Below are 20,429 nucleotides of genomic sequence, written 5' to 3'. Positions count from 1 at the left end.
CCCCTGCTCGCCCTCGCCGGCGTCCTCGCCGTGACCGTCCCCTTCCTCCACAACTTCCCCGCCTACCGGAACGACCACCTCGCGGCCCGCCGCCCCGAGAACCTCGCCGCCGTCGCGGCCCTCGCCGGACATGAACTCCGGCCCGGCGACCCCGTGTTGTTCCTGCCGTCGTTCTGGCGGGTGACGGCGCTGGCGTACCCGGGGCCGTTCGTCGGAGCCCGGGACCTGGCGCTTCGGGAGTCGGGGGCGAGGTCAGGGACGCTCAGCGGGCGTGAGGTGGGCCCGGCGGAACTACGGGCGCGACTCGCCGGAGTCGACCGGGTCTGGATCGTCGCGCAGTCGAATCTGCTGCCCTCGCGCTGGGCGCCCGGCGACCCGACCGACAGGGTCAAACTCGACGTGGTGGACGGGGAGTTCGCGCGCCGACAGCAGTACGTCGGCGGCCGCCGGGTGAAACTCGCCCTCTACATCCGCCGCATGCCTCCACAACAAGCTCTGCAACAAGCCCCACCGCAACCCCCACGACAAGCCGTCACGCCTGCTCCAGCCCCACCTGCTCCAACCCCGCCTGCTCCAACGTCGCCGCGTCCAACGCCCCCGTGAGCTGATCGAGTTGCTCCCGCAGCGCCCGGATCGCGTCGATGTCGAAACCGGTCGCACCGAGGATGCGCCGCGGCACCTCCACGGCACGCTCGCGCAGCGCGACACCCTCGTCGGTCAGCCGCACCTCCACCGAGCGCTCGTCGCGGACGCTGCGCTCACGCCGTACCAGACCGGCCGTCTCCAGCCGCTTGAGCAGCGGGGACAGCGTGCCGGAGTCGAGCCGCAGGTGTTCGCCGAGCTTCTTGACGGGCAGCTCGCCCTGCTCCCACAGCACCAGCATCACCAGGTACTGCGGATAGGTGAGCCCGAGATCCTTGAGCAGCACCCGGTACACACCGCCGAAGGCACGTGACGCGGCGTTCAGGGAGAAGCAGATCTGCTGGTCGAGGCGGAGCCAGTCGGCGGTCGGAGCATCGGCGGGAGTGGTGGTCATGTCTCCAGGATAGCGCGAGCGGGCCATTTAGTTGTGTGCAATTGAATTGTGTGCTCTACTTATCTCCGTGAGGCGGTCCGGACACCCGGACCGACCCCACCCCACCAAGACTTCCGAGAGGGATGGTTTCCAATGGACGCGATCTACACCGCCGTAGCCACCGCCACCCACGGCCGCGACGGCCGCGCGGTCAGCAACGACGGCAAGATCGACCTTCAGCTCGGCATTCCGGTAGAGATGGGCGGCAACGGCCAGGGCACCAACCCTGAGCAGCTCTTCGCCGCCGGTTACGCCGCCTGTTTCGGCAGCGCCCTCGGCCTCGTCGGCCGGCAGGCGAAGGTCGACGTCACCGACGCGGCCGTGACCGCCGAGGTCGGCATAGGCAAGCAGGGCGAGGGCTTCGGCCTCAAGGTGACCCTGCGCGTCGAGCTCCCCGACACCGTGGACGAGGCCACCGGCCGCAAGCTGGTCGAGACCGCCCACCAGGTCTGCCCCTACTCGAACGCGACCCGCGGCAACATCGAGGTCGACCTCGTCATCGAGTAGTCACTACGACGATCCCGTGACCCGGCAGTGAGGCGGCCGGTGGCGTCTGCCACCGGCCGCCTCGTCGCGCCGCACCTCTCAACTCGCCGAGTGGGCCCGCTCCCCGAGTCCCTGCGCCTGGACCGGCACCGGAAGGACCGCCTTCCCCCGCACCACGCTCTCCAGCAACAACGGCACCCCCACCACCGGCAACAACCACACCAGCACGATCAACCGCCCACCCCACACGCTGATATCGGGATGCGCGGCCTGCGTGAGAATCCCCGTGAACGCGGCCCCGACCAGGAACACCCCGAACGCCGGCCGCCGCGACGCACCCCACAGACCCGCACCCAGCGCCGCCGCGAGCACCGGCTGCCACAGCTGCTGCCGCGCCCACTCCAGCCAGAAGTTCGCCTCCAGGTGCAGGAATTCGGGCCACAGGCGCGTGCGGTCGGGCCGCGCGTAGTGATCGGTGAGCAGATCCTGAAGACTGTCGGTCTGGGACGGATAGTGCAGCAGCCCCGCCACCAACAGCGTCCCTACGGCGGCCACCGCGCCGAGCGCCGCGACGCCCGCCAACGCCCGCCGCCGCTGCCGTACGGCGACCAGCGCCCCCGCACCGGCCAGGCACAGCCCGAGGAACAGGGCCTGCGAGTGCTTGACGGTGAAGAGAAGTGCCAACGAACCGCCCACCAGGGCGAGTCCGACGCGCACACGGTGCCCCCTCGACACCAGCGCACAGCCCCACACCGCCGCCAGCGTCAGGGCCGCCATCAGCCCCTCGGCCATCGGACGCATCGCGGTCGTCCCGATCGGCAGGACGTAGTAGAGGGCCTGCCCGGTCAGCGCGAGCGGCACCGACACCGACAGCGTGCGCAGGATCAGGAAGACGAGGATCCCGCCCGCGACGGTGAGGACGACACTCGCCGACCACAGCCCCCACACCGGACCGAGCAGGGTCACGAACGGCACCAGGAACACCGGGTATCCGGGCCGCACTTCGAAGATCCGCATGAACCGCTCGGGCATGAACGGCGTGATGAACCCGCCCCTGTTCCCGGCCCGCACCTGCGCGTCGACCGCCCGCCACTGCGCGGCCCGGCACTTCTTCGCGACCCGCGCGGCGGGATCCTTGCCGTGGAAGTTCAGCACGTTCACGCTCTGGTCGCGCCGCGCGGTCGCCCCCTGGCTCGCACAGGCGTAGTCGATGGAGACGGCCGCCGCCTCGTGCTCGCTCGCACCCCGCAGACTCATCGCGTACGACAGGTAGTTCTTGGTGTCGGGGGTGGCCCGCCCGGTGACATTGGCGAGTTGGAGCACCGCGAACACGGCGGCCAGCAGCAGCACCCAGCTACGCGGCCTCATGATGACGCCAACTGCTCGTGCCCGGCAGCCGGGTTGGGGACCCGCGCACCGGATCCGTCCGCCTGCACCGGGCCGTCCTCACCCAGCAACAGCGTCCGTACGACCCTCTCGGCGGCCCGCCCGTCGTCGAACTCGCAGTACAGCGACCGGAATTCGGCCCGCAGCCGCGACGAGTCCTCGTCCCGCCAGGCCCCCGACGCGAACAGCCACGCCAACTCCCGGTAGGAACCGGACACATGGCCCGGCGGCGCGGCGGTCACGTCGAAGTACGTCCCCCTGCTCGCCGCGTACGCCTCCCGGTCGTCGGCGTGCAGCACGATCGGCCGGTCGAGGTTGGCGTAGTCGAACATCAGGGCCGAGTAGTCGGTGACCAGCGCGTCGGACGCCACCATGACGTCCTCCACGGAGGGTTCGTCGGTCGCGTCGACCAGAACACCCCGCCGGTGCAGGTCCGCGAGACCCATACCGCGCGCCGGACCGGTTGCGAGAGACGGATGCAGACGTACGACGAGAGTGTGCTCGGGGCCGAGATCCTCGGCGAACCGGGCCAGGTCCAGCCGGTCGATGTGCCCGCCCCTGACGTACTCGCGCCGGGTCGGCGCGTACAGCACGACCGTGTGCCTTTCGGGGATACCGAGTCGCGCGCGAACGGCCTTGCCCGCCTCGGCAGTTGCGCCGACCAGCACGTCGTTGCGCGGGCTCCCGGTCCGTGCCGAGGCGAAGTGACACGGGTACGCCCGGTCCCACACCAGCTCCGAGTGCCGGTTGGCGACCAGGCTGTGGTCCCAGCGGTCGGCGCGGCGCAGCATCTGCGGGACGTCCACGCCGTAGCGGGCGCCGGGCTTGTCCAGCAGGTCGGCCGCCATGTACTTGAGCGGGGTGCCCTGGTGGGTGTGGATGTGGACGCTGCCGGGGCGTTTGGCGAGGGTGCCGGGCCAGTTGACGTTGTTCACGAAGTACTTGGCCCGTGCGGTGACTTGGTGATAGCGCGGGGTGTTGAGGAGGACGTGCTCGACGCCCGGCGGCAGCAGCGCGGCCTGTTCCGCGTCCTGGACGACCCACACGCCCCGGAGCTGCGGGGCGATCTCCCGCGCCTTGTAGTAGACGGCGGCCGGGTCGCCGAGGACCCCGCGATGCGAAAAGGCCGAGTAGACAACGAGGTTGGGGTCGAGCGAGCGGCGGGCGTGCAGTGCGGCCCAGCCGCCCTTGACCCGCCCGGCCGCCGACTTGCGCGCCTGCACCGCCCGCCGTTCGAGCTGCCGCGCCGCCCGGCCTGCCTGCCGTCGGACCCGGTACAGCGCGTAACTGCCCTCCAGGCAACGGACTTCTGCATCCACCGATGGCCCCGCCGCCGGCTTGTGCTTGGCGAACAGCTCGGCCGTACGGCGGAAGAACTCGGCCTTGTCGGAGGGGGGCAGCCTGTCCGGCTTGCCGAGGATGTCGAGACAGTGCTCGCCCATCTTGCGGTGCAGGTAGGGGCGCCAACTCGCCAGCTCCGGGCGGGAGTCGACGAACGCGAAGACCCGCTCGTACTGGTCGTGGATGTCGAAGTGCTTGCGGCTGGTGGTGGACAGGATGTTGCCCTGCCGCCGCTGCCGGTAGTTGAGGCAGATCCGGTCCAGGGTGGCGATCCGCTCGGCGCTGAGCAGCACCGGGAACGTCCAGGGCGTGTCCTCGTAGTAGCCCGGCGGGAACTCGAAGGCGTGCTTGTGCACGAACTCGCGGCGGTACACCTTGTTCCACACGACCATCAACAGGTCGAGGATCTCGGGGTGTTCGGCGACCGTGAAGGTGTCGTCGACCTCGGTCAGGACGTGCGCGAGGACGTTGCGCCGGGTGCCGCCCCACCAGTAGGTGCGCGCGTAGTCGAAGACCAGGACGTCCGGGTCGCCGCTCGCGTCGAGCCGGTCGGCCATCGCGCGCAGGGCGCCCGGGGTGAGGGTGTCGTCGCTGTCGAGGAAGAAGAGGTAGTCGCCGGTGGCCAGGGGCAGTCCGGCGTTGCGGGCGCGGCCGAGGCCGACGTTCTCGGGCAGGTGCAGCACCTGGACGCGCGGGTCGCGGGCCGCGTACTCGTCGAGGATCGCGCCGCAGCCGTCCGGCGAGCAGTCGTTCACGGCGATCACCTCGATGTCCCGGTAGGACTGCTCCAGGACCGAGTCGAGGCACTCGCGCAGAAAGCCCTGCACCTTGAAGACGGGGACGATGACGCTGAAGCGGGGCACTTCGGGTTCAGCTCCTTACGAGGGTGGCGGCGGGGGCCGGGACGCGCTCCGCGAGCGGGATCACGGGCGGGATCGCCTCCGGCGGCTCACCGAGGAACACCCGGCGCACGACCCGCTCGGCGGCCAGCCCGTCGTCGAACTCGCAGAAGCGGGCGCGGAACTGGTCCCGGAGCGCCTTGGACTCGGCCCCCGCGTACGAGCCGTCGCGGAACACCTGCGCCAGTTCCTCGGGTGTGCGCGCGACCGGTCCCGGCGGCGCCTCCATGAGGTCGAAGTAGACGCCCCGCGTCTCCCGGTAGACGTCCCAGTCGTCGGCGTACACGACGATCGGCCGGTCGAGGTTGGCGTAGTCGAACATGATCGACGAGTAGTCCGTGACCAGCGCGTCGGCGGCCAGGCACACGTCCTCGGAGGAGCGGTGCCCGGTCACGTCGATGATCCGGCCACTGCTCTTCGCGCGGCCCTGGTCGTAGAAGTAGTGGGCGCGCAGCAGCACGACGACGTCCTCACCGGCCGCCGCGCAGAAGGCTTCCAGATCGAGGCCGGTGTCGAAGCCGGTCTGGTAGTCGCGGTGGGTGGGCGCGTACAGGACGGCCGTCTTGCCCTCCGGGACGCCCAACTCCCGCCGCACACGCGCCACTTCGTCGGCGGTCGCCGTGTAGTACACGTCGTTGCGCGGATAGCCGTACTCCAACGCCTCGTACGAGCCGGGGAAGGCGCGCTCCCACATCTGGGTGGAGTGCCGGTTGGAGGAGATGTTGTAGTCCCAACGGTCCACCCGGCCCAGCAACTTGGCGAAGCTGCCGGTCGCGGCGGCCACCACCGGGTACGTCGACTGGTCGACGCCCATCTTCTTCAGCGGGGTCCCGTGCTGGGTCTGGACATGCACGCTGCCGGGCCGCTTGACGACGCCCTCGGCGAAGTTGGCGTTGTTCACCAGGTACTTGGCGCGCGCCAGCACCTCCCAGTACTTGCGGCTGCCGATGACGGCGTGCTCGACACCCTTCGGTACGGCGTCCACCGCGTCCGGCTCGACCAGGAACACCGAGCGGATGTGCGGGGCGAGTTCGGCGGCCTTGGCGTGGATCGCGGCCGGGCTGCACGCGTAGCCCCGGCCCCAATAGGCGCAGTACACGGCCAGGTTGGGATCGAGTCGGCGGCGCAGGGCACGGGCGTAGAGGATGCGGGTGCGGAGCATCCGGGGGCGGGGGACCCGCTCGGCCGCCCCGGAGGCCGACCGGTTGGCGCCGCGCAGCGCCCGGAACGCCGAGTACGCCCCCGAGGACAGCAGCCGGTGCTGAACTCCCAGACTCCCGCCCGGCGTTCGGAAACCGGCGGGCCGGTGCGTGCGGTACAGCCGCCCCGCCCGGCGGAAGAAGGCGCGGCGCCCGGAGGGGAGGCGTTCGGGACGTGAGGCCGTCTTCAGGACCACCGCGAAAAGCTGCTCGAACAAGGCGCCGGACAACTCGCTCCCGGCGGCCCGCGTCAACACCAGGTCGACCTGGTCGAGGAGTTGGTGGTGGTGCGCGCCCGGCAGGTTGAGCCGGCTGCCCTGCCGCCGCAGCAGATGCCGTACGACGACCGAGCGCAGCACCGCCACCCGCTCGGCCGCGACGGTGACCAGGCCGCCCCAGCCGAGGTCGGTGAACGGGCCCTCGGGGAAAGTGAGTTGGCGGTCGGCAAGGAAGGCGCGGCGGTAGGCGGCGCTCCACGCCGGGAGCTGAACGCCCGTCAACTGCGGTGCCCGGTCGGGGGAGAAGGCGCCGGCCGGGGTCTTCGCGAGCAGCGGGGCCGCGGGGCTGGTGGGCTCGCCCTCCCACCACGGGGTCCGCTCGTGCTCGAAGTACAGGACGTCGACGTCACCGGTCTCCGTCAGCCGGGCGTCCAGCGCGGCCAGCGCACCCGGGGCGAGGGTGTCGTCGCCGTCCAGGAAGAGGACGTAGGCACCGGTCGCCGCTCGCAGCCCGGTGTTGCGTGCCCCGCTCAGCCCGGCGGTCGGTGGTGAGTGCACCGGCGCCACCCGGGAGTCCCGCCCGGCGTGACCGGTGGCGACGTCGGCGGCCGGGGAGCCGGGGGCGTCGCAGACCGGGATCAGCTCGAAGTCGCCGTAGGACTGCGCGAGGACCGAGTCCAGGGCCAGGGCCAGCCGGCCGGCGACCCCGTGGGACGGGACGATGATGCTGAAGCGGGGCATTCTGTTCTTTCTCCAGTGGGCCGGAGGGGTCCGGGTCAGTGCGCGTGGTGGCCGGGTCGCCCGGTCGGACGCCAGGTGGTCGGCCTGGTCGGGGTCGGGCGCGAGGGGCTTGAGGGCATGCGAACTCCCCGGTGTGGGAACGGCGTTCAGAGGCGGTCGGTGACGGGCAGGGACGTCGTGGGCTGCGGCACGGTGGCGAGCGGGGAGCGCGTGCGGCTCGCGGCGGCCGACGGGACCGGGTGGCGGTCGGCGAGCGGGACGACCGGCGGGAGGTCGGTTTCGCCCAACACCACGTGGCGTACGACCCGTTCGGCGGCGCGGCCGTCGTCGTAGGGGCAGAAGCGTTCGCGGAACGCGGTGCGCAGTTGGGCCGAGCGGGAGCCGCGCCAGTGGTCGGTCGCGAAGATGTCGATCAGTTCGTCCTCGCTGCGCGCGACCGCGCCCGGCGGGAAGGCCCGCAGGTCGAAGTAGGTGCCGCGGGCCGCCTCGTAGGCCTCCCAGTCGTCGGCGTGGATGACGATCGGGCGGTCGAGGTTGGCGTAGTCGAACATCAGGGACGAGTAGTCGGTGACCAGCGCGTCCGAGGCCAGGCAGAGCGATTCGACGCTGGGGTGGTCGGTGACGTCGATGATCCGCCCGGACGCGGCGGCCGCGAGCGGGCCCTCGTGCCAGTAGTGGGCGCGGGCCAGCACGACGAAGCGCGGGCCGAGGCGGCGCAGCACCCGGTCGAGGTCGAGGTGGGCGCGCTGGACGCGGCGGTAGTCGCGGTGGGTCGGCGCGTAGAGGAGCGCGACGGCGTCCCGCGGGATGCCGAGCGACTCGCGCAGTCGGTCCACGTCGGCCGAAGTCGCCTGCTGGAACACGTCGTTGCGGGGATAGCCGTAGGCGAGCGTGGTGTAGCTGCCGGGGTAGACCCGCTCCCAGGTCAGGGTGGTGTGGCGGTTGGGGGACAGGACGTGGTCCCACTTGTCGACGCCCTTGAGGAGTTCGCCGAAGTCCATGTCCCGTGCGGCGGCCGGGCGTTCCTGGAGGTCGAGGCCCATGTGCTTGAGCGGGGTGCCGTGTTGGGTCTGGATCAGCACCTGGCCGGGGCGCTTGACCAGCCGGCGGTCGAAGTTGACGTTGTTCACCAGGTACTTGGAGCGGGCCAGCGCCGTCCAGTAGGAGACCGTGTTCGGGCGTAGCCTGCCGGTGGCGGCCGGGATCGTGTGGTGGTGCTCGGGGCGGGCGATCCACGCGGTGCGGATGTGCGGGGCGTGGGTGCGGAACGCGGTCTCCAGCGCGCCCGGGTTGCAGCTGTGGCCGCGTCCCCAGTAGGCGGCGAACACCGCGCGATCCCTGAGCGGGAGCCGGAGTTGGACCCGGTAGTGGAGCTGGAGGACGGCCGCCCGCAGAGTGCGCAGCAGCTTGGCGGTGAGCTTGACCGCCCGGCGCCGCCAGCTCATCGCCCGCTGCACGGCCCGGAACGTACGGTGCACGCCGAAGTGCACGAACGTGTGCCGCATCCGGGTGCGCAGCGGAACCGAGGTGCCGGGGATGCGGTAACGGCGGTAGTGGGCCCGGGCCTTGCGCAGGAACTCGGCGCGGGTGCCGCGCGGCAGCCGGTCCGGCTTGGTGAAGACCGTCGCGAGGTGGTCGACCATGCGGCGGAACAACACCGGCCGCCACTGCGCGAGTTCGGGGCGCGCGTCGACGAACGCGAAGACCCGGTCGTACTGGTCGAAGACGTCGAAGTGCTTACGGCTGGTGGTGCCGAGGATGTTGCCCTGGCGGCGCTGGCGGTAGTGGACGCAGACCCGGTCGAGGGTCGCGATCGTCTCCGCCGCCATCAGCACCGGGTAGGTCCACGGGGTGTCCTCGTAGTAGCCGGGCGGGAAGGCGAAGCCCTCGCGCTCGACGAACTCCCGCCGGTACGCCTTGTTCCAGGCGACCATGATGACCCGGAGCAGCCCGGGGCGGTCCTCCAGGCGGAAGGGCGCCGGGCCCTGTTCGGTCAACTGGGCGGCGACCTTGTTGCGTTGGGCCTCGCCCGACCAGAAGGTGCGCGCGTAGTCGAAGACGAGGACGTCCGGTTCGCCGGTCTCCTTGAGCCGGTCGGCGATCGAGCGCAGCGCGTCGGGGGTGAGCGTGTCGTCGCTGTCGAGGAACACGAGGTAGTCGCCGGTGGCCTGTTCCAGCCCGGCGTTGCGGGCGCGGCCGAGGCCTTGGTTCTCGGGGAGGTGGACGGCGCGTACGCGGGCGTCGCGGGCCGCGAACTCGTCGATGATCGCGCCGCAGGCGTCCGGCGAGCAGTCGTCGACCGCGATCAACTCCAGATCGGGATACGACTGGGAGAGCACCGATTCCAGGCATTCGTGCAGGTACGCCTGGACCTTGTACGCGGGGACAATGACACTGAACCTGGGCAAGGGACATCCATGGGTCGGTCGGCGCGGGCGTTCTGCCCGGGAACGGCCGATGGAGTGACTTGGTTACGGCGCGTACGGCATACGGGGGACGCACGGTGAACGCGAAGGGGCGGGCCGGTGACGGCCCACCCCCTCGAACTATGTGCGGTTTGTTGCTATTTGACCGCGCCCGCCATGACACCGGACACGAACTGCCGCTGGAACGCGAAGAACACGGCCAGCGGGATCACCATGGAGATGAACGCACCGGGTGCCAGTACGTCGATGTTGTTGCCGAACTGGCGTACCTGGGTCTGGAGTGCGACCGTGATCGGCTGCGTGCTGGACTTGGTGAACACCAGCGCGACCAGCATGTCGTTCCACACCCACAGGAACTGGAAGATGCCCAGGCTCGCGATCGCGGGCCCGCCCAGTGGCATCACGACCCGTGCGAACAGCCGGAGTTCACCGGCGCCGTCGAGGCGGGCCGCCTCCAGGAGTTCGCGCGGGATCTCCGCGAAGAAGTTCCGCAGCAGGAACACCGCGAACGGCAGACCGTAGCCGACATGGAACAGGATCACCCCGAAGATGGTCCCGAACAGGCCGATCTTGCCGAAGAGTTCGGCGATCGGGATCAGCGCGACCTGCACCGGCACGACCAACAGGCTGACCACGCCGAGGAACCACCAGTCGCGGCCCGGGAACTCCATCCACGCGAACGCGTAGCCCGCGAGCGAGCCGATCACCACGACGAGGATCGTCGCCGGGACGGTGATCAGGACGGTGTTCCACAGCGAGTTGGTGATGTCGCTGTTCTCCAGGAGCGTCTTGTAGCTGTGGAAGGTGAGTTGGGAGGGCTGGCTGAAGACCTTCCACCAGCCGCTCGCGCTCATGTCCTCCGGGCTGCGCAGCGAGGACAGCAGCAGCCCGATCGTCGGCACCAGCCAGAACAGCCCGACGACGATCAGGAACACCCTGACCAGACCGCCGCTCGCCGCCGCCGCGAGCCGACCGCCGAGCGACTCCCGCGCCTTGACGGCCTCAACGGGCCCTGGTTTCCCCAGAGTTCCGGCATCCGTGGTCATCGCCGCACCTCCCGCCTGAGCCGGCGCACATTGAAGAGCATCACCGGAATCACCAACAGGAGAAGGAACACGGAGATCGCGCTGGCGATCCCCGGCTGGTCCTCCGAGAAGCCCTTCCGGTACAGCTCCAGGGCCAGCACGTTCGCGTCGTCCTGCGAGGAGCCCGGGGCGATGATGAAGACCAGGTCGAAGATCTTCAGTACATTGATCATCAGTGTGACGGCGACGACCGCGAGCACGGGTGCGAGCAGCGGCACCGTGACCCGCCGGAACACCTGCCACTCGTTGGCGCCGTCGACCCGCGCCGCCTCCAGCAACTCCCTCGGCACACCCGCGAGTCCGGCCGCGATCAGCACCATCGCGAACCCGGCCCACATCCACACGTACGACCCGATGATGGCCGGTGTCACGAGCGACGGGCCCAGCCACTCCACCCCGTTGTACGGCGCCTTGAAGTTGCTTGCCGGGAGCCGGAGTTGGGCCCCGTCGGCCTTGGCGGGCAGCGTGAAGGTGCCGTCGCCCGCGGCCTTCGTCGAGGCGACCACCTTGCCGTCCTTGACCGCCTCGACGCGCATCCCGCCGTAGCCGAGCTCGGACGGGTCGACCGCGCCGAGCTTGCCGACGCCCTTGCCGCGGGTGAAGTCCTGCCAGGTGGTGCCGGTGATCTTCCCCGGCTCGGCCTTCGCGGCCACGGCCTTCTTCGCGCTGTCGGGCATCTGGTCGGGGGCGACGCCGACCAGCGGGAGGACGACGGTCTGGCCGGTGTGGACCGTCGTACTGGTGATGAAGCCGCCCTTGTCCGCCTTCAGCGGCGACTCGCGGCCCGGGTGGGCGTTGGGAAACGCCGACGACGAGACGAAGGTGTCGTGGATGCCGACCCAGACCGCGTTGGCGACGCCCTTGTGCGGGTCCTGGTCGTAGACGAGCCGGAAGATGATGCCGGCGGCCAGCATGGAGATCGCCATCGGCATGAAGACGACCAGCTTGAACGCCGTTCCCCAGCGCACCCGTTCGGTCAGCACCGCGAAGATCAGGCCGAGGGCGGTGGCGACCGTGGGCGCGAAGATCACCCAGATGACGTTGTTCTTCAGGGCGGTGCGGATGCCGTCGTCGGTGAACAGGGCCTTGTAGTTGTCGAATCCGGCGAAACCGTCGCCGGCCTGGTTGCCGAAGCTGCGGATCAGCGAGTACCCGATCGGGTAGACCACGAGCGCGCCGAGCAGCACCAGGGCGGGCAGCAGGAACAGCACTGCCACGGTCCTGCGGGTGCCGGTCACGCTCTTGCGGTTGCGGGGAGGGACGGAGGCCCCGGGGGCCTCCGCCGCTGCCGATGCCACTGCGGATCAGCTCCCGCTCGCGTACGCCGCCGCCGCGTCCTTCTCCAACTGCGCCTGCGTGCCCGCGATATCGGTCGGGTTCTTCAGGAAGTCCTGGAGGTCCTTCCACTCGCCCTTGCCCGGGGTCCCGCCGAAGGACTGCGGGGCCTGGTCGGACATGTCGAAGCGGAAGTCGTCACCGGCCGCGATCAGCGACTTGGCGATCGTCCGCTGCACCGCGTTCGGGTACGCCGAGTCCGGCACGTTCTTGTTGGGGGAGAGATAGCCGCCGAGCTTCGCCTGGATCGTCGCCGCGTCCGGTGAGGCGAGGAAGGTCGCCAGCGCCTGGGCCGCCTTGGAGTCCTTCAGGATGACGGCCGCGTCGCCACCGGAGACCACCGGCGCGGTGGAGCCGACCGCCGGGAACGGGAACACCTTCGCGTCGGTGCCCACCTTCGCCTTGGTCTCACCGATGTTGACCTGCACGAAGTCGCCCTCGTAGACCATCGCGGACTTCGGCTGGTCGCCGCCGTTGAAGGTCTGGGTGACCGAGGCGGGGAACTCCGTCTGGAGCGCGCCGCTCTGACCGCCCGCGATATAGGCCTTCTTGCCCCAGATCTGGGCGAGCGTGGTCAGGGCCTCCTTCACGGAGGGGTCCGTCCACTTGATCTTGTGCTGGGCGAGTTCGTCGTACTTCTCCGGGCCCGCCTGCGACAGATAGATGTTCTCGAACCAGTCGGTGAGCGGCCAGCCGTCCGCGCCCGCGATCGAGAAGGGGGTGACTCCGGAGTCGTAGACCGTCTGCGCGGTGGTCAGCAACTCCGCCCAGGTCTTGGGCTCCTTGGCGCCCGCGTTCGCGAAGACCTTGGCGTTGTACCAGATCAGCGACTTGTTGGCGGCCTTGTAGTAGACGCCGTACTGCTTGCCGTCGACCTTGCCGATGTCCTGCCAGCCCTGCGAGTAGTTCTTCTGCAACTCCGCAATCGCGTCGGCTCCGAGGGGCTTGGCCCACTTCTTGTCGACGGCCTGTTTGATCGCGCCGGGCTGCGGGAGCATCGCGATGTCCGGCGGCTGGCCGCCCGCGATCTTCGAGCCGAGGAAGTTGATGATCGGGTCCTGCGCGGGCACGAAGGTGACCTTGGCGCCCGTGCGCTTCTCGAACTCCGCCAGGACCGTCTTGAAGTTCTTCTGCTCGGCACCCGTCCACACGGCGGCCACTTCGAGGCTCTGGCCGTTCAGCTTGGGGAGGGTCACCGTGCCGGTGCTCTCCGAAGGGGTGCTGGACTTGCTGCTGTCGCTCTTGTCGCCGCTGCCTCCACAGGCCGTGAGCGAGAGCGCCAGTGCCCCCGCGGCGACAACTGCCGCTGTACGTACGGTGGTGCGTGTCCGGTGGGTGCTGCTCGTGCTGCGCATCACTGCCCCGTTCTTCGTTCCTCGTCGAACGCTCGAACGCTTCCGTGCGCACTGGTCTACGCCCGGTACTTGAAGGCGGCAAGACGACGTCCACTGTCAAGTACGCGATCGTGATGGGGTCGTGACGTGGGGTTGTGTGGACACGCTGTGAACGATCAGAGGAGCGAGGGGACCTCCGCCGCCGACACCGAACGCGTCGCCCGCTCCAGCGCGCTGGCCAGGAGCGCCAAGTCCGTTGGCCCGTTGCCCAGTTCGCGGACCGGGCGGCGGGCCGGGGGGTCGCCCATGCGCTGCCACTCGAGCGGGACGACCGTGGGCCGGAGCGTCGCTGTACGCGGGATACGGCCCGTGACCCGGCCCCCCTGGAAGGGAGTGCTCCGCCCGTCCGCGAGGACCAACCGCCCCCGCCCCGGGGCGGGTTCGTCCGGCCCCTGAGCCGTCGCTTCGAGGGTGACCCGCAGCGTGGCATGCCGAGCGGGCTCCGCTTCGGCCGTACGCGCCTCCACGGCGGCCGCCGCCACCAGGTGCACGCCGAGCCGCTCGCCCTCGCGGGCCACCGCCTCCAGCGCGCGTATCACCGAACCGGCGGCGGGCCGGCCGGGCGAGCCGAGCGGTGGTTTCACCAGCGCGTCCAGGTCGTCCACGACCACGACCAGCCGGGGCAACGGCGGTGCCGCCTCGGTCTGTTGACGGGCCGCAGCCGACGGGCGCAGCCGGATCGTCGCACTGGACGGGCTCTCCAGGTCCCCGGCACCGGACGTGCCGCGCTGGGCGATGATCCGCCCCGACACCTCGTGCCGGGAGTGCCACTCCACGAAGCCGACCCGGCCCAGCAACTCGGCCCGCCGCTTCAGCTCCGCGCTCAGCGACTGCGCGAACTCCCGCATCCGGACAGGGTCGTTGGCGGTCAGATGGGTCGTCACATGCGGTACGTCCGTGCAGACCCGCAGGCCCTCGCCGTGCCCGCCTCCCCCGGAGGGGGTGCCCCCGGCGCCCACGCTGTCCCGGCCGTCCATCAGCACGATGCCGAGCCGGTCGGGGCGCTCGGCGGCGGCCAGCGAGGCGACCACCGCGCGCAGCAACTCCGTACGACCACTGCCGGGCGGGCCCTCGATCAGCAGATGCGGGCCCTCGGCGGCGAGGTCCGCGCCGACCGGCCCGCGCGGTCCGGCGCCGAGCACCGCCAGGGCCCGCCCGCCGATCGCGTCCTTGTCGTCACCCGCGTCCGCCCACCGCGTCAGCAGGGACGCCGGGGTGGCCCGGGCCAGCCCCAACTCGTCCAGCAGACGCGCGGACTGGGGCAGGGGCGCCGACACGCGCGTGTGCCGCTCGCCGCCGGGACCGTCCGCCCTGAGCGGCGCCAGCGCCCGCGCGAACCGCTCGGCCCACGCGAGCGAGACCGCGTCCATGGCGGCGGTCGTGCCGTGCCCGACCGGGCCGGGGCCGTCCGCCTCGGGGCGTGACGCTCCCGTACCGGCGTGCGCGACCCTCAGCAGCCTCAGTGCCGTGGCGACATCGCCGCTGAGCAGCGCGACCGCCCCGCACTCCCGGAAGGTCGGCGCCGCCGCACAGGCCGCCTCGTAGGTCTCCGTCACCGGCGACGAGGGCGCGGACGGGGCCGCCTCCGTCTCGGCGAGACAGACGACGTGAATGCCCGCCCGGGGCCCGTCGTGCGCCAGCCGCGCGACTGCCTCGCGCACATCGGCCCCACCGGGATCACCGTCCACCACGAGCACGGTGTACGGCCCGACGAAGCCGTCCGCCGAACCGTCACCCTCGTCGGCACGGGCCCAGGAGGGGCGGTGGGCGGCACCGCGGACCGGGTCGGCGGGCTCGCTGTCGGTCGGGCGCTGCCGGGCGGCGCCCGAGGGGTCGGGGGTGCCGGAGCGGTGGTGGTGGGCGTCGTCGGTGGTGTTGTACGGGGTGGCGGCCCCGGCCGCGCGGGGTGCTGAGCCGGTGTCCAACTGGCCGTCCGGCGACCCGTGTTGGGAGGAGGCGGCCGATGGCGCGGACATCCCGGACTGCCCCTCCGTGGAGCCGCGCTGCGCGCCGATGCCCGGGGTGCGGCGACCGGAGGCGCCGGAGGTGACGGTCGGCCGACCCGTGCCGTGCGTGTCGGCGGTGTGGTCCTCCAGCCGCCGGAGCAGCTCGTCGGTGCGGGCCGTCGCCTGCTCCCGGTCGTAGGCCAGCAGGAGCCGGCAGTCCTGGCCGTGCCCGGGGCGCAGGTGCGGCAGCCAGCCGAGCCAGGACCACTCGGCGGTGCGCTCGGCCATCGAACGCGCGCGGTCCGTGCTGATCAGCACGATCTCCAGGGCATCGGGGGAGTGCAGCACGGCGAGCTGGGCCACCACCGCGCGGGCCAGCCCGGAAAGCCGCACGCGCGGACCGGCCAGGCCCAGCGCGCCGACCTCGCGGAGCCCGGAGGTCACCGGCACCGCGGGCAGCAGCGCCGAGCCGTCCGGTGTCGCCCGGTCCGCCGTGCCGAGCCGCACGGTGAGCGCCTCGGGGTGACCGGGGGCGCGCTCCCACAGGCGGGGGCCCGGGCCCAGCGCGGTGAGCAGCAGGGCCGCCGGATCGGGCCAGGTGTCCGGTTGCTGGAGCACGACGGGCGGGGGCGGCACGCTCTCGTCGGCGCCCTCCTCGCCGTGGAAACCCTGGGAGTCGGCGTCGTACGAGGAGCCGTACGCCTCCTCGGGGTCCTCGGTCGTCGAGTCGCCGCGGCCGCCCGTGAGGCGGCGCGCCCACTTGCCGATGCCGCCGCGCCGGCGCACGCCCTGGGGCACATCGGTGCCCCGGAGCGGGGTGCCCTTGCGTCCGCCGTGCTCGCCGGAGTCGTCCTCGGCGGGGATGCGGGAAGTCGTCGTACGCGCGGAGAACGCTTCCTGGGAGTCGCCGTCCGGCAGGGCCTCGCCGAACACCCCGAAGCGGCCGGCGTGGGTGTCCCCGCCGTCCTGGACGACGCGGTGCTCGATGCTCGGGGCGCCGCCCTGGCCCGGCACCACCAGCGGTTCGCTGCGCGGGGCGGCCGGGGTGCCGGGGGACACGCGCACGTGGCCCTCGCCGTCGGGCGCGGTCTCGGCCCGCGCTCCCGGACCGCCGGACGGGGTCAGCCGCAGGGCCGACTCGCCGATGCGCAGCAGCGCGCCCGGGGCGAAGCGCACCGGGCGGGTGCCCACGCGCGTGCCCGCCAGCGTCGTGCCGTTCGTCGAGCCCAGGTCGGCGACCGAGACCCGGCCTCCGGGGTCGACCGTCACCGCGCAGTGCAGCCGGGAGACGTCCGGGTCGTCCAGCGGGACGTCGGCGTCGGCGGAGCGGCCGATGTGGATCTGGCCGCCGTGGAGGAGGTGCACCCCGCCCGCGTCCGGGCCCGCGACCACATGGAGCTGGGTCGGGGCGTCGTCCAGTTCGGGATGCGCCTCCGGCTCGGCGGGGGCGCCCAGGGACAGCACCGCGCCGTCCGTCAGCGGCGGCTCGCCGAGCGTGCAGCGCTGGGTGTCGAGGCGCTCCACGCCCGCGTACAGCACGATCGGGCCGCCGGACTCACGGCTCCGCTCGGACGAGGACACGGCCGCCTCGGCGGAGACCGCCGAGGCCAGCGCCGACGCCACCGCGGCCAGGGCCGTACCGGCGGGGGCGGTGACCAGCACATCGCAACGCGCGGAGCGGCCCCGCGGCTGCGCGGGCGGCCCCAGCGGGTCTACGACGGTCAGCCGGATCTGCATCGCCGTCAGCGGTCCCTTCTGCCCCGGCACGGAATATTCCCCCACCCCGCGCGAGCACATCGGCCAGTACTGCACGCATCCTCGCACCTGCCACTGACAACTCGCCCGGGGCCCGGTGGCAAGTGATCTTGATTGGTCAGCTCTGTCCCCAAAAGTGCCTGACCAGTGGTGCGCCGGTGATCGAGTGAGACCGGTCATGTCCGGCTTCGGCAACCAGGAGACCGGGGTAAGCGTCTTTCCTTCGAACATGTACGGCGACGCTTACGTAGGTAGCCGCAAGAGGGGCGGCACTACAGTGGACCGGAACACAGGCAAGCAGCAGGGAGCGCAGACGTGCGGCCGGTAGGCAGCAAGTACCTCCTGGAGGAGCCACTCGGACGCGGCGCCACGGGCACCGTCTGGCGGGCCCGCCAGCGCGAGACCGCGGGCGCCGAGGCGGCCGTCCAGGGCCAGCCCGGAGAGACCGTCGCGATCAAGGTCCTCAAGGAAGAGCTCGCGAGCGATCCCGACATCGTGATGCGGTTCCTGCGCGAGCGGTCGGTGCTGCTGCGCCTGACCCACCCGAACATCGTCCGGGTCCGCGACCTGGTCGTCGAGGGCGACCTCCTGGCGCTCGTCATGGACCTCGTCGAGGGCCCCGACCTGCACCACTACCTGCGCGAGAACGGCCCCTTCAGCCCGGTCGGCGCCGCCCTGCTCACCGCGCAGATCGCCGACGCGCTGGCCGCCAGCCACGCCGACGGCGTCGTCCACCGCGACCTGAAGCCGGCCAACGTCCTGCTCAAGCAGGGCGGCGGCCAGATGTACCCGCTGCTCACCGACTTCGGCATCGCCCGCCTCGCCGACTCCCCGGGGCTGACCCGCACGCAGGAGTTCGTCGGCACGCCCGCGTACATCGCGCCCGAGTCCGCCGAGGGCCGCCCGCAGACCTCCGCCGTCGACATCTACGGCGCCGGCATCCTGCTGTACGAGCTGGTCACCGGACACCCGCCGTTCTCCGGCGGCTCCGCCCTCGAAGTCCTCCACCAGCACCTCAGCGCCGAACCGCGCCGCCCCTCGACGGTCCCCGACCCCCTGTGGACGGTCATCGAGCGCTGCCTGCGCAAGAACCCGGACGAGCGGCCCAGCGCCGAGAACCTCGCCCGCGGTCTGCGCGTCGTCGCCGAGGGCGTCGGCGTGCACGCGAACGCCGCGCAGATCGCCGCCGCCGAGAGCGTCGGCAGACTGCTGGCCCCCGACCCCACGCCCGCCGCCGTACCGGGCGCCGCCGACGCGACCCAGGTTCTCGGGCGCGGAGCGGGCGCCTTCGACCCGAACGCGGCGACCAGCGTCCTCCCGCACACCAGCGGCCCGGTGGGCGCCGCCGACCCCACCACCGTGATGCCGAACCGCGGCGCGGCCGACCCGACCACGGTCATGCCGCAGAACCAGTACGGCCAGCAGAACCAGCCCGCCCCCGGCCCCGAGCAGCCGCACCCCTGGCAGAACCAGCTCCGCGCGGCCCGCGACCGCAACGAACAGACACAGTTCCAGCCCTACCTCGACCCGGGCGAGGACCCGCTGCGCCGCCGCCCCCAGCGCCAGGTCTCCCGTCCGCAGCAGCAGCCCCAGCAACCCCGCCAGGCCGCCCAGCAACGCCCGCAGCAGCGGCCCTCGCAGCGCCAACAGCCGCAGCAGCAGGGCGGCTACGGCCATCCGCAGCAGCAACAGCCGCAGCAGTACGCCCCGCCGCGCCCGCAGCCGCAGCAGCCCCAGCGGCCGCAGGAACCGCAGCGCGAGCCCCGCCAGCCGCGGCAGCGCAGCGCCAACCCGATGAAGATCCCCGGGCTCGGCTGCCTGAAGGGCTGTCTGTTCACGATCGTCCTGCTGTTCGTCGCGGGCTGGCTGGTGTGGGAACTGACCCCGCTTCAGGGCTGGATCGGCACGGGCAAGAGCTACTGGCAGGAGATCAGCGACACCGTCGGCACGGTGAGCGGCTGGGTCAAGGATCTGGGTTCGGCCGCGAACAACTGACCCTCGAAAAGCCCAAGTCGGACGTTGTGTTGGTGATTTGTCGACACCCAGTGGGTGATTTCCGCCTCGGCGGTGAAGGTTGGCTCATCTGACGCGTAGTTTTAACGACAACACGCGTCTGGTAGGAGCAGCCTTGGCACGGAAGATCGGCAGCCGGTACACCGCCAACCAGATCCTGGGGCGGGGCAGCGCCGGCACGGTGTGGCTGGGTGAGGGGCCCGAGGGGCCCGTCGCCGTCAAGCTGCTGCGCGAGGACCTCGCGTCCGACCAGGAACTCGTCGGCCGCTTCGTGCAGGAGCGCACGGCCCTGCTCGGCCTGGAGCACCCGAACATCGTGTCCGTACGGGACCTCGTGGTCGACGGCAACGACCTCGCCCTCGTCATGGACCTGGTCCGCGGCACCGACCTGCGCACCCGCCTCGACCGGGAACGCAGGCTCTCCCCCGAGGCGGCGGTCGCGATCGTCGCCGACATCGCGGACGGACTCGCGGCGGCCCACGCGGCCGGCGTCGTCCACCGGGACGTCAAGCCGGAGAACGTGCTCCTGGACATGCAGGGTCCGCTCGGCCCCGGCGGCGCGCATCCCGCGCTGCTGACGGACTTCGGGGTCGCCAAACTCATCGACTCCCCGCGCCGCACCCGCGCCACGAAGATCATCGGCACGCCGGACTACCTCGCCCCCGAGATCGTCGAGGGCCTGCCTCCGCGCGCGGCCGTCGACATCTACGCCCTGGCGACCGTCCTGTACGAACTCCTCGCCGGATTCACGCCGTTCGGGGGCGGGCACCCCGGTGCGGTGCTACGGCGACACGTCACCGAGACCGTCGTACCGCTGCCGGGGATCCCCGACGAGCTGTGGCAGCTGATGGTGCAGTGCCTGGCGAAGGCGCCGGCCTCCCGGCTGCGCGCCTCCGAGCTCGCCGCCCGGCTGCGCGAACAGCTGCCCCTGCTGGCCGGGATGCCTCCGCTGGACGTCGACGAGCCGGACACCGAGCAGGAGGAGGCGGAGCAGGAGGAGGCTCCGGTGGCCGCGCCCGCGCGCAGCGAGCGGGTGCGGCGGGGGGCCGTGCCGCTGGTGCCGGGCGCGAAGCCCGCCGACTCGAACCGGGACACGCACACCTCGATGCGTGTCCCGGTTCGAGTCGGCG

Annotated in this window: 12 protein-coding genes and 1 pseudogene; 4 read left to right on the top strand and 9 right to left on the bottom strand. The window is 71.7% G+C overall.

Annotation, left to right across the window (positions count from 1 at the left end; genetic code table 11):
- A pseudogene (locus tag JHN63_RS38595) lies at positions 1 to 603 on the top strand (hypothetical protein); the annotation flags it as partial.
- Here the strand turns inward: JHN63_RS38595 and JHN63_RS38590 are convergent.
- Positions 533 to 1,036 (bottom strand): MarR family winged helix-turn-helix transcriptional regulator, encoded by a 504-nt coding sequence (locus JHN63_RS38590; RefSeq protein WP_200689772.1) that lies wholly within the window; start codon positions 1,034 to 1,036, stop codon positions 533 to 535. The pseudogene JHN63_RS38595 and the gene JHN63_RS38590 overlap by 71 nt on opposite strands.
- A gap of 132 nt (positions 1,037 to 1,168) precedes the next feature.
- Between JHN63_RS38590 and JHN63_RS38585 the strand changes: the two genes are divergently transcribed.
- Complete coding sequence (locus JHN63_RS38585) at positions 1,169 to 1,582, top strand: organic hydroperoxide resistance protein (protein WP_019056748.1); 414 nt, start codon at positions 1,169 to 1,171, stop codon at positions 1,580 to 1,582.
- A 78-nt stretch (positions 1,583 to 1,660) separates the two neighbouring features.
- Here JHN63_RS38585 and JHN63_RS38580 read toward each other — a convergent pair whose 3' ends face one another.
- The 8 genes from JHN63_RS38580 to JHN63_RS38545 form a co-directional block, all read right to left on the bottom strand.
- Complete coding sequence (locus tag JHN63_RS38580; RefSeq protein ID WP_234478335.1) at positions 1,661 to 2,929, bottom strand: hypothetical protein; 1,269 nt, start codon at positions 2,927 to 2,929, stop codon at positions 1,661 to 1,663.
- Positions 2,926 to 5,151: a bifunctional glycosyltransferase/CDP-glycerol:glycerophosphate glycerophosphotransferase gene (locus tag JHN63_RS38575; protein ID WP_200689771.1), complete on the bottom strand. Its 2,226-nt coding sequence runs from the start codon at positions 5,149 to 5,151 to the stop codon at positions 2,926 to 2,928. Before JHN63_RS38575 ends, JHN63_RS38580 begins: the two co-directional genes overlap by 4 nt.
- 7 nt (positions 5,152 to 5,158) lie before the next feature.
- Complete coding sequence (locus tag JHN63_RS38570) at positions 5,159 to 7,345, bottom strand: CDP-glycerol glycerophosphotransferase family protein (RefSeq protein ID WP_200689770.1); 2,187 nt, start codon at positions 7,343 to 7,345, stop codon at positions 5,159 to 5,161.
- A 146-nt stretch (positions 7,346 to 7,491) separates the two neighbouring features.
- Positions 7,492 to 9,753, bottom strand: a complete 2,262-nt coding sequence (locus JHN63_RS38565; protein WP_200689769.1) for a bifunctional glycosyltransferase family 2 protein/CDP-glycerol:glycerophosphate glycerophosphotransferase — start codon at positions 9,751 to 9,753, stop codon at positions 7,492 to 7,494.
- A 155-nt stretch (positions 9,754 to 9,908) separates the two neighbouring features.
- Entirely contained in the window at positions 9,909 to 10,817 is a 909-nt protein-coding gene (locus JHN63_RS38560) for a carbohydrate ABC transporter permease (RefSeq protein ID WP_200689768.1), read from the bottom strand.
- Positions 10,814 to 12,094, bottom strand: coding sequence for a carbohydrate ABC transporter permease (locus tag JHN63_RS38555; RefSeq protein WP_200689767.1), 1,281 nt, complete (start codon positions 12,092 to 12,094; stop codon positions 10,814 to 10,816). The genes JHN63_RS38560 and JHN63_RS38555 overlap by 4 nt, the downstream gene beginning before the upstream one ends.
- A gap of 66 nt (positions 12,095 to 12,160) precedes the next feature.
- Positions 12,161 to 13,546, bottom strand: a complete 1,386-nt coding sequence (locus tag JHN63_RS38550) for an ABC transporter substrate-binding protein (RefSeq protein WP_200689766.1) — start codon at positions 13,544 to 13,546, stop codon at positions 12,161 to 12,163.
- Between the two features lie 155 nt (positions 13,547 to 13,701).
- Positions 13,702 to 17,268 carry an FHA domain-containing protein gene (locus JHN63_RS38545; protein ID WP_200689773.1) on the bottom strand — a complete coding sequence of 1,189 codons (3,567 nt, stop codon included), beginning with the start codon at positions 17,266 to 17,268 and terminating at the stop codon, positions 13,702 to 13,704.
- Between the two features lie 333 nt (positions 17,269 to 17,601).
- On the opposite strand from JHN63_RS38545, the gene JHN63_RS38540 reads away from it, so the two are divergent.
- Together JHN63_RS38540 and JHN63_RS38535 are read left to right on the top strand one after the other, a co-directional pair.
- Positions 17,602 to 19,281 carry a serine/threonine-protein kinase gene (locus JHN63_RS38540; RefSeq protein WP_200689765.1) on the top strand — a complete coding sequence of 560 codons (1,680 nt, stop codon included), beginning with the start codon at positions 17,602 to 17,604 and terminating at the stop codon, positions 19,279 to 19,281.
- A 133-nt stretch (positions 19,282 to 19,414) separates the two neighbouring features.
- The coding region (locus JHN63_RS38535; RefSeq protein WP_200689764.1) for a serine/threonine-protein kinase at positions 19,415 to 20,429 on the top strand (1,015 nt) is incomplete at its 3' end.

This window comes from Streptomyces sp. MBT65 (assembly GCF_016612545.1).
Lineage (GTDB): Bacteria > Actinomycetota > Actinomycetes > Streptomycetales > Streptomycetaceae > Streptomyces.
The sequence above is the reverse complement of the archived record's forward strand: the minus strand, read 5'-3'. Positions and strand labels throughout refer to the sequence as shown.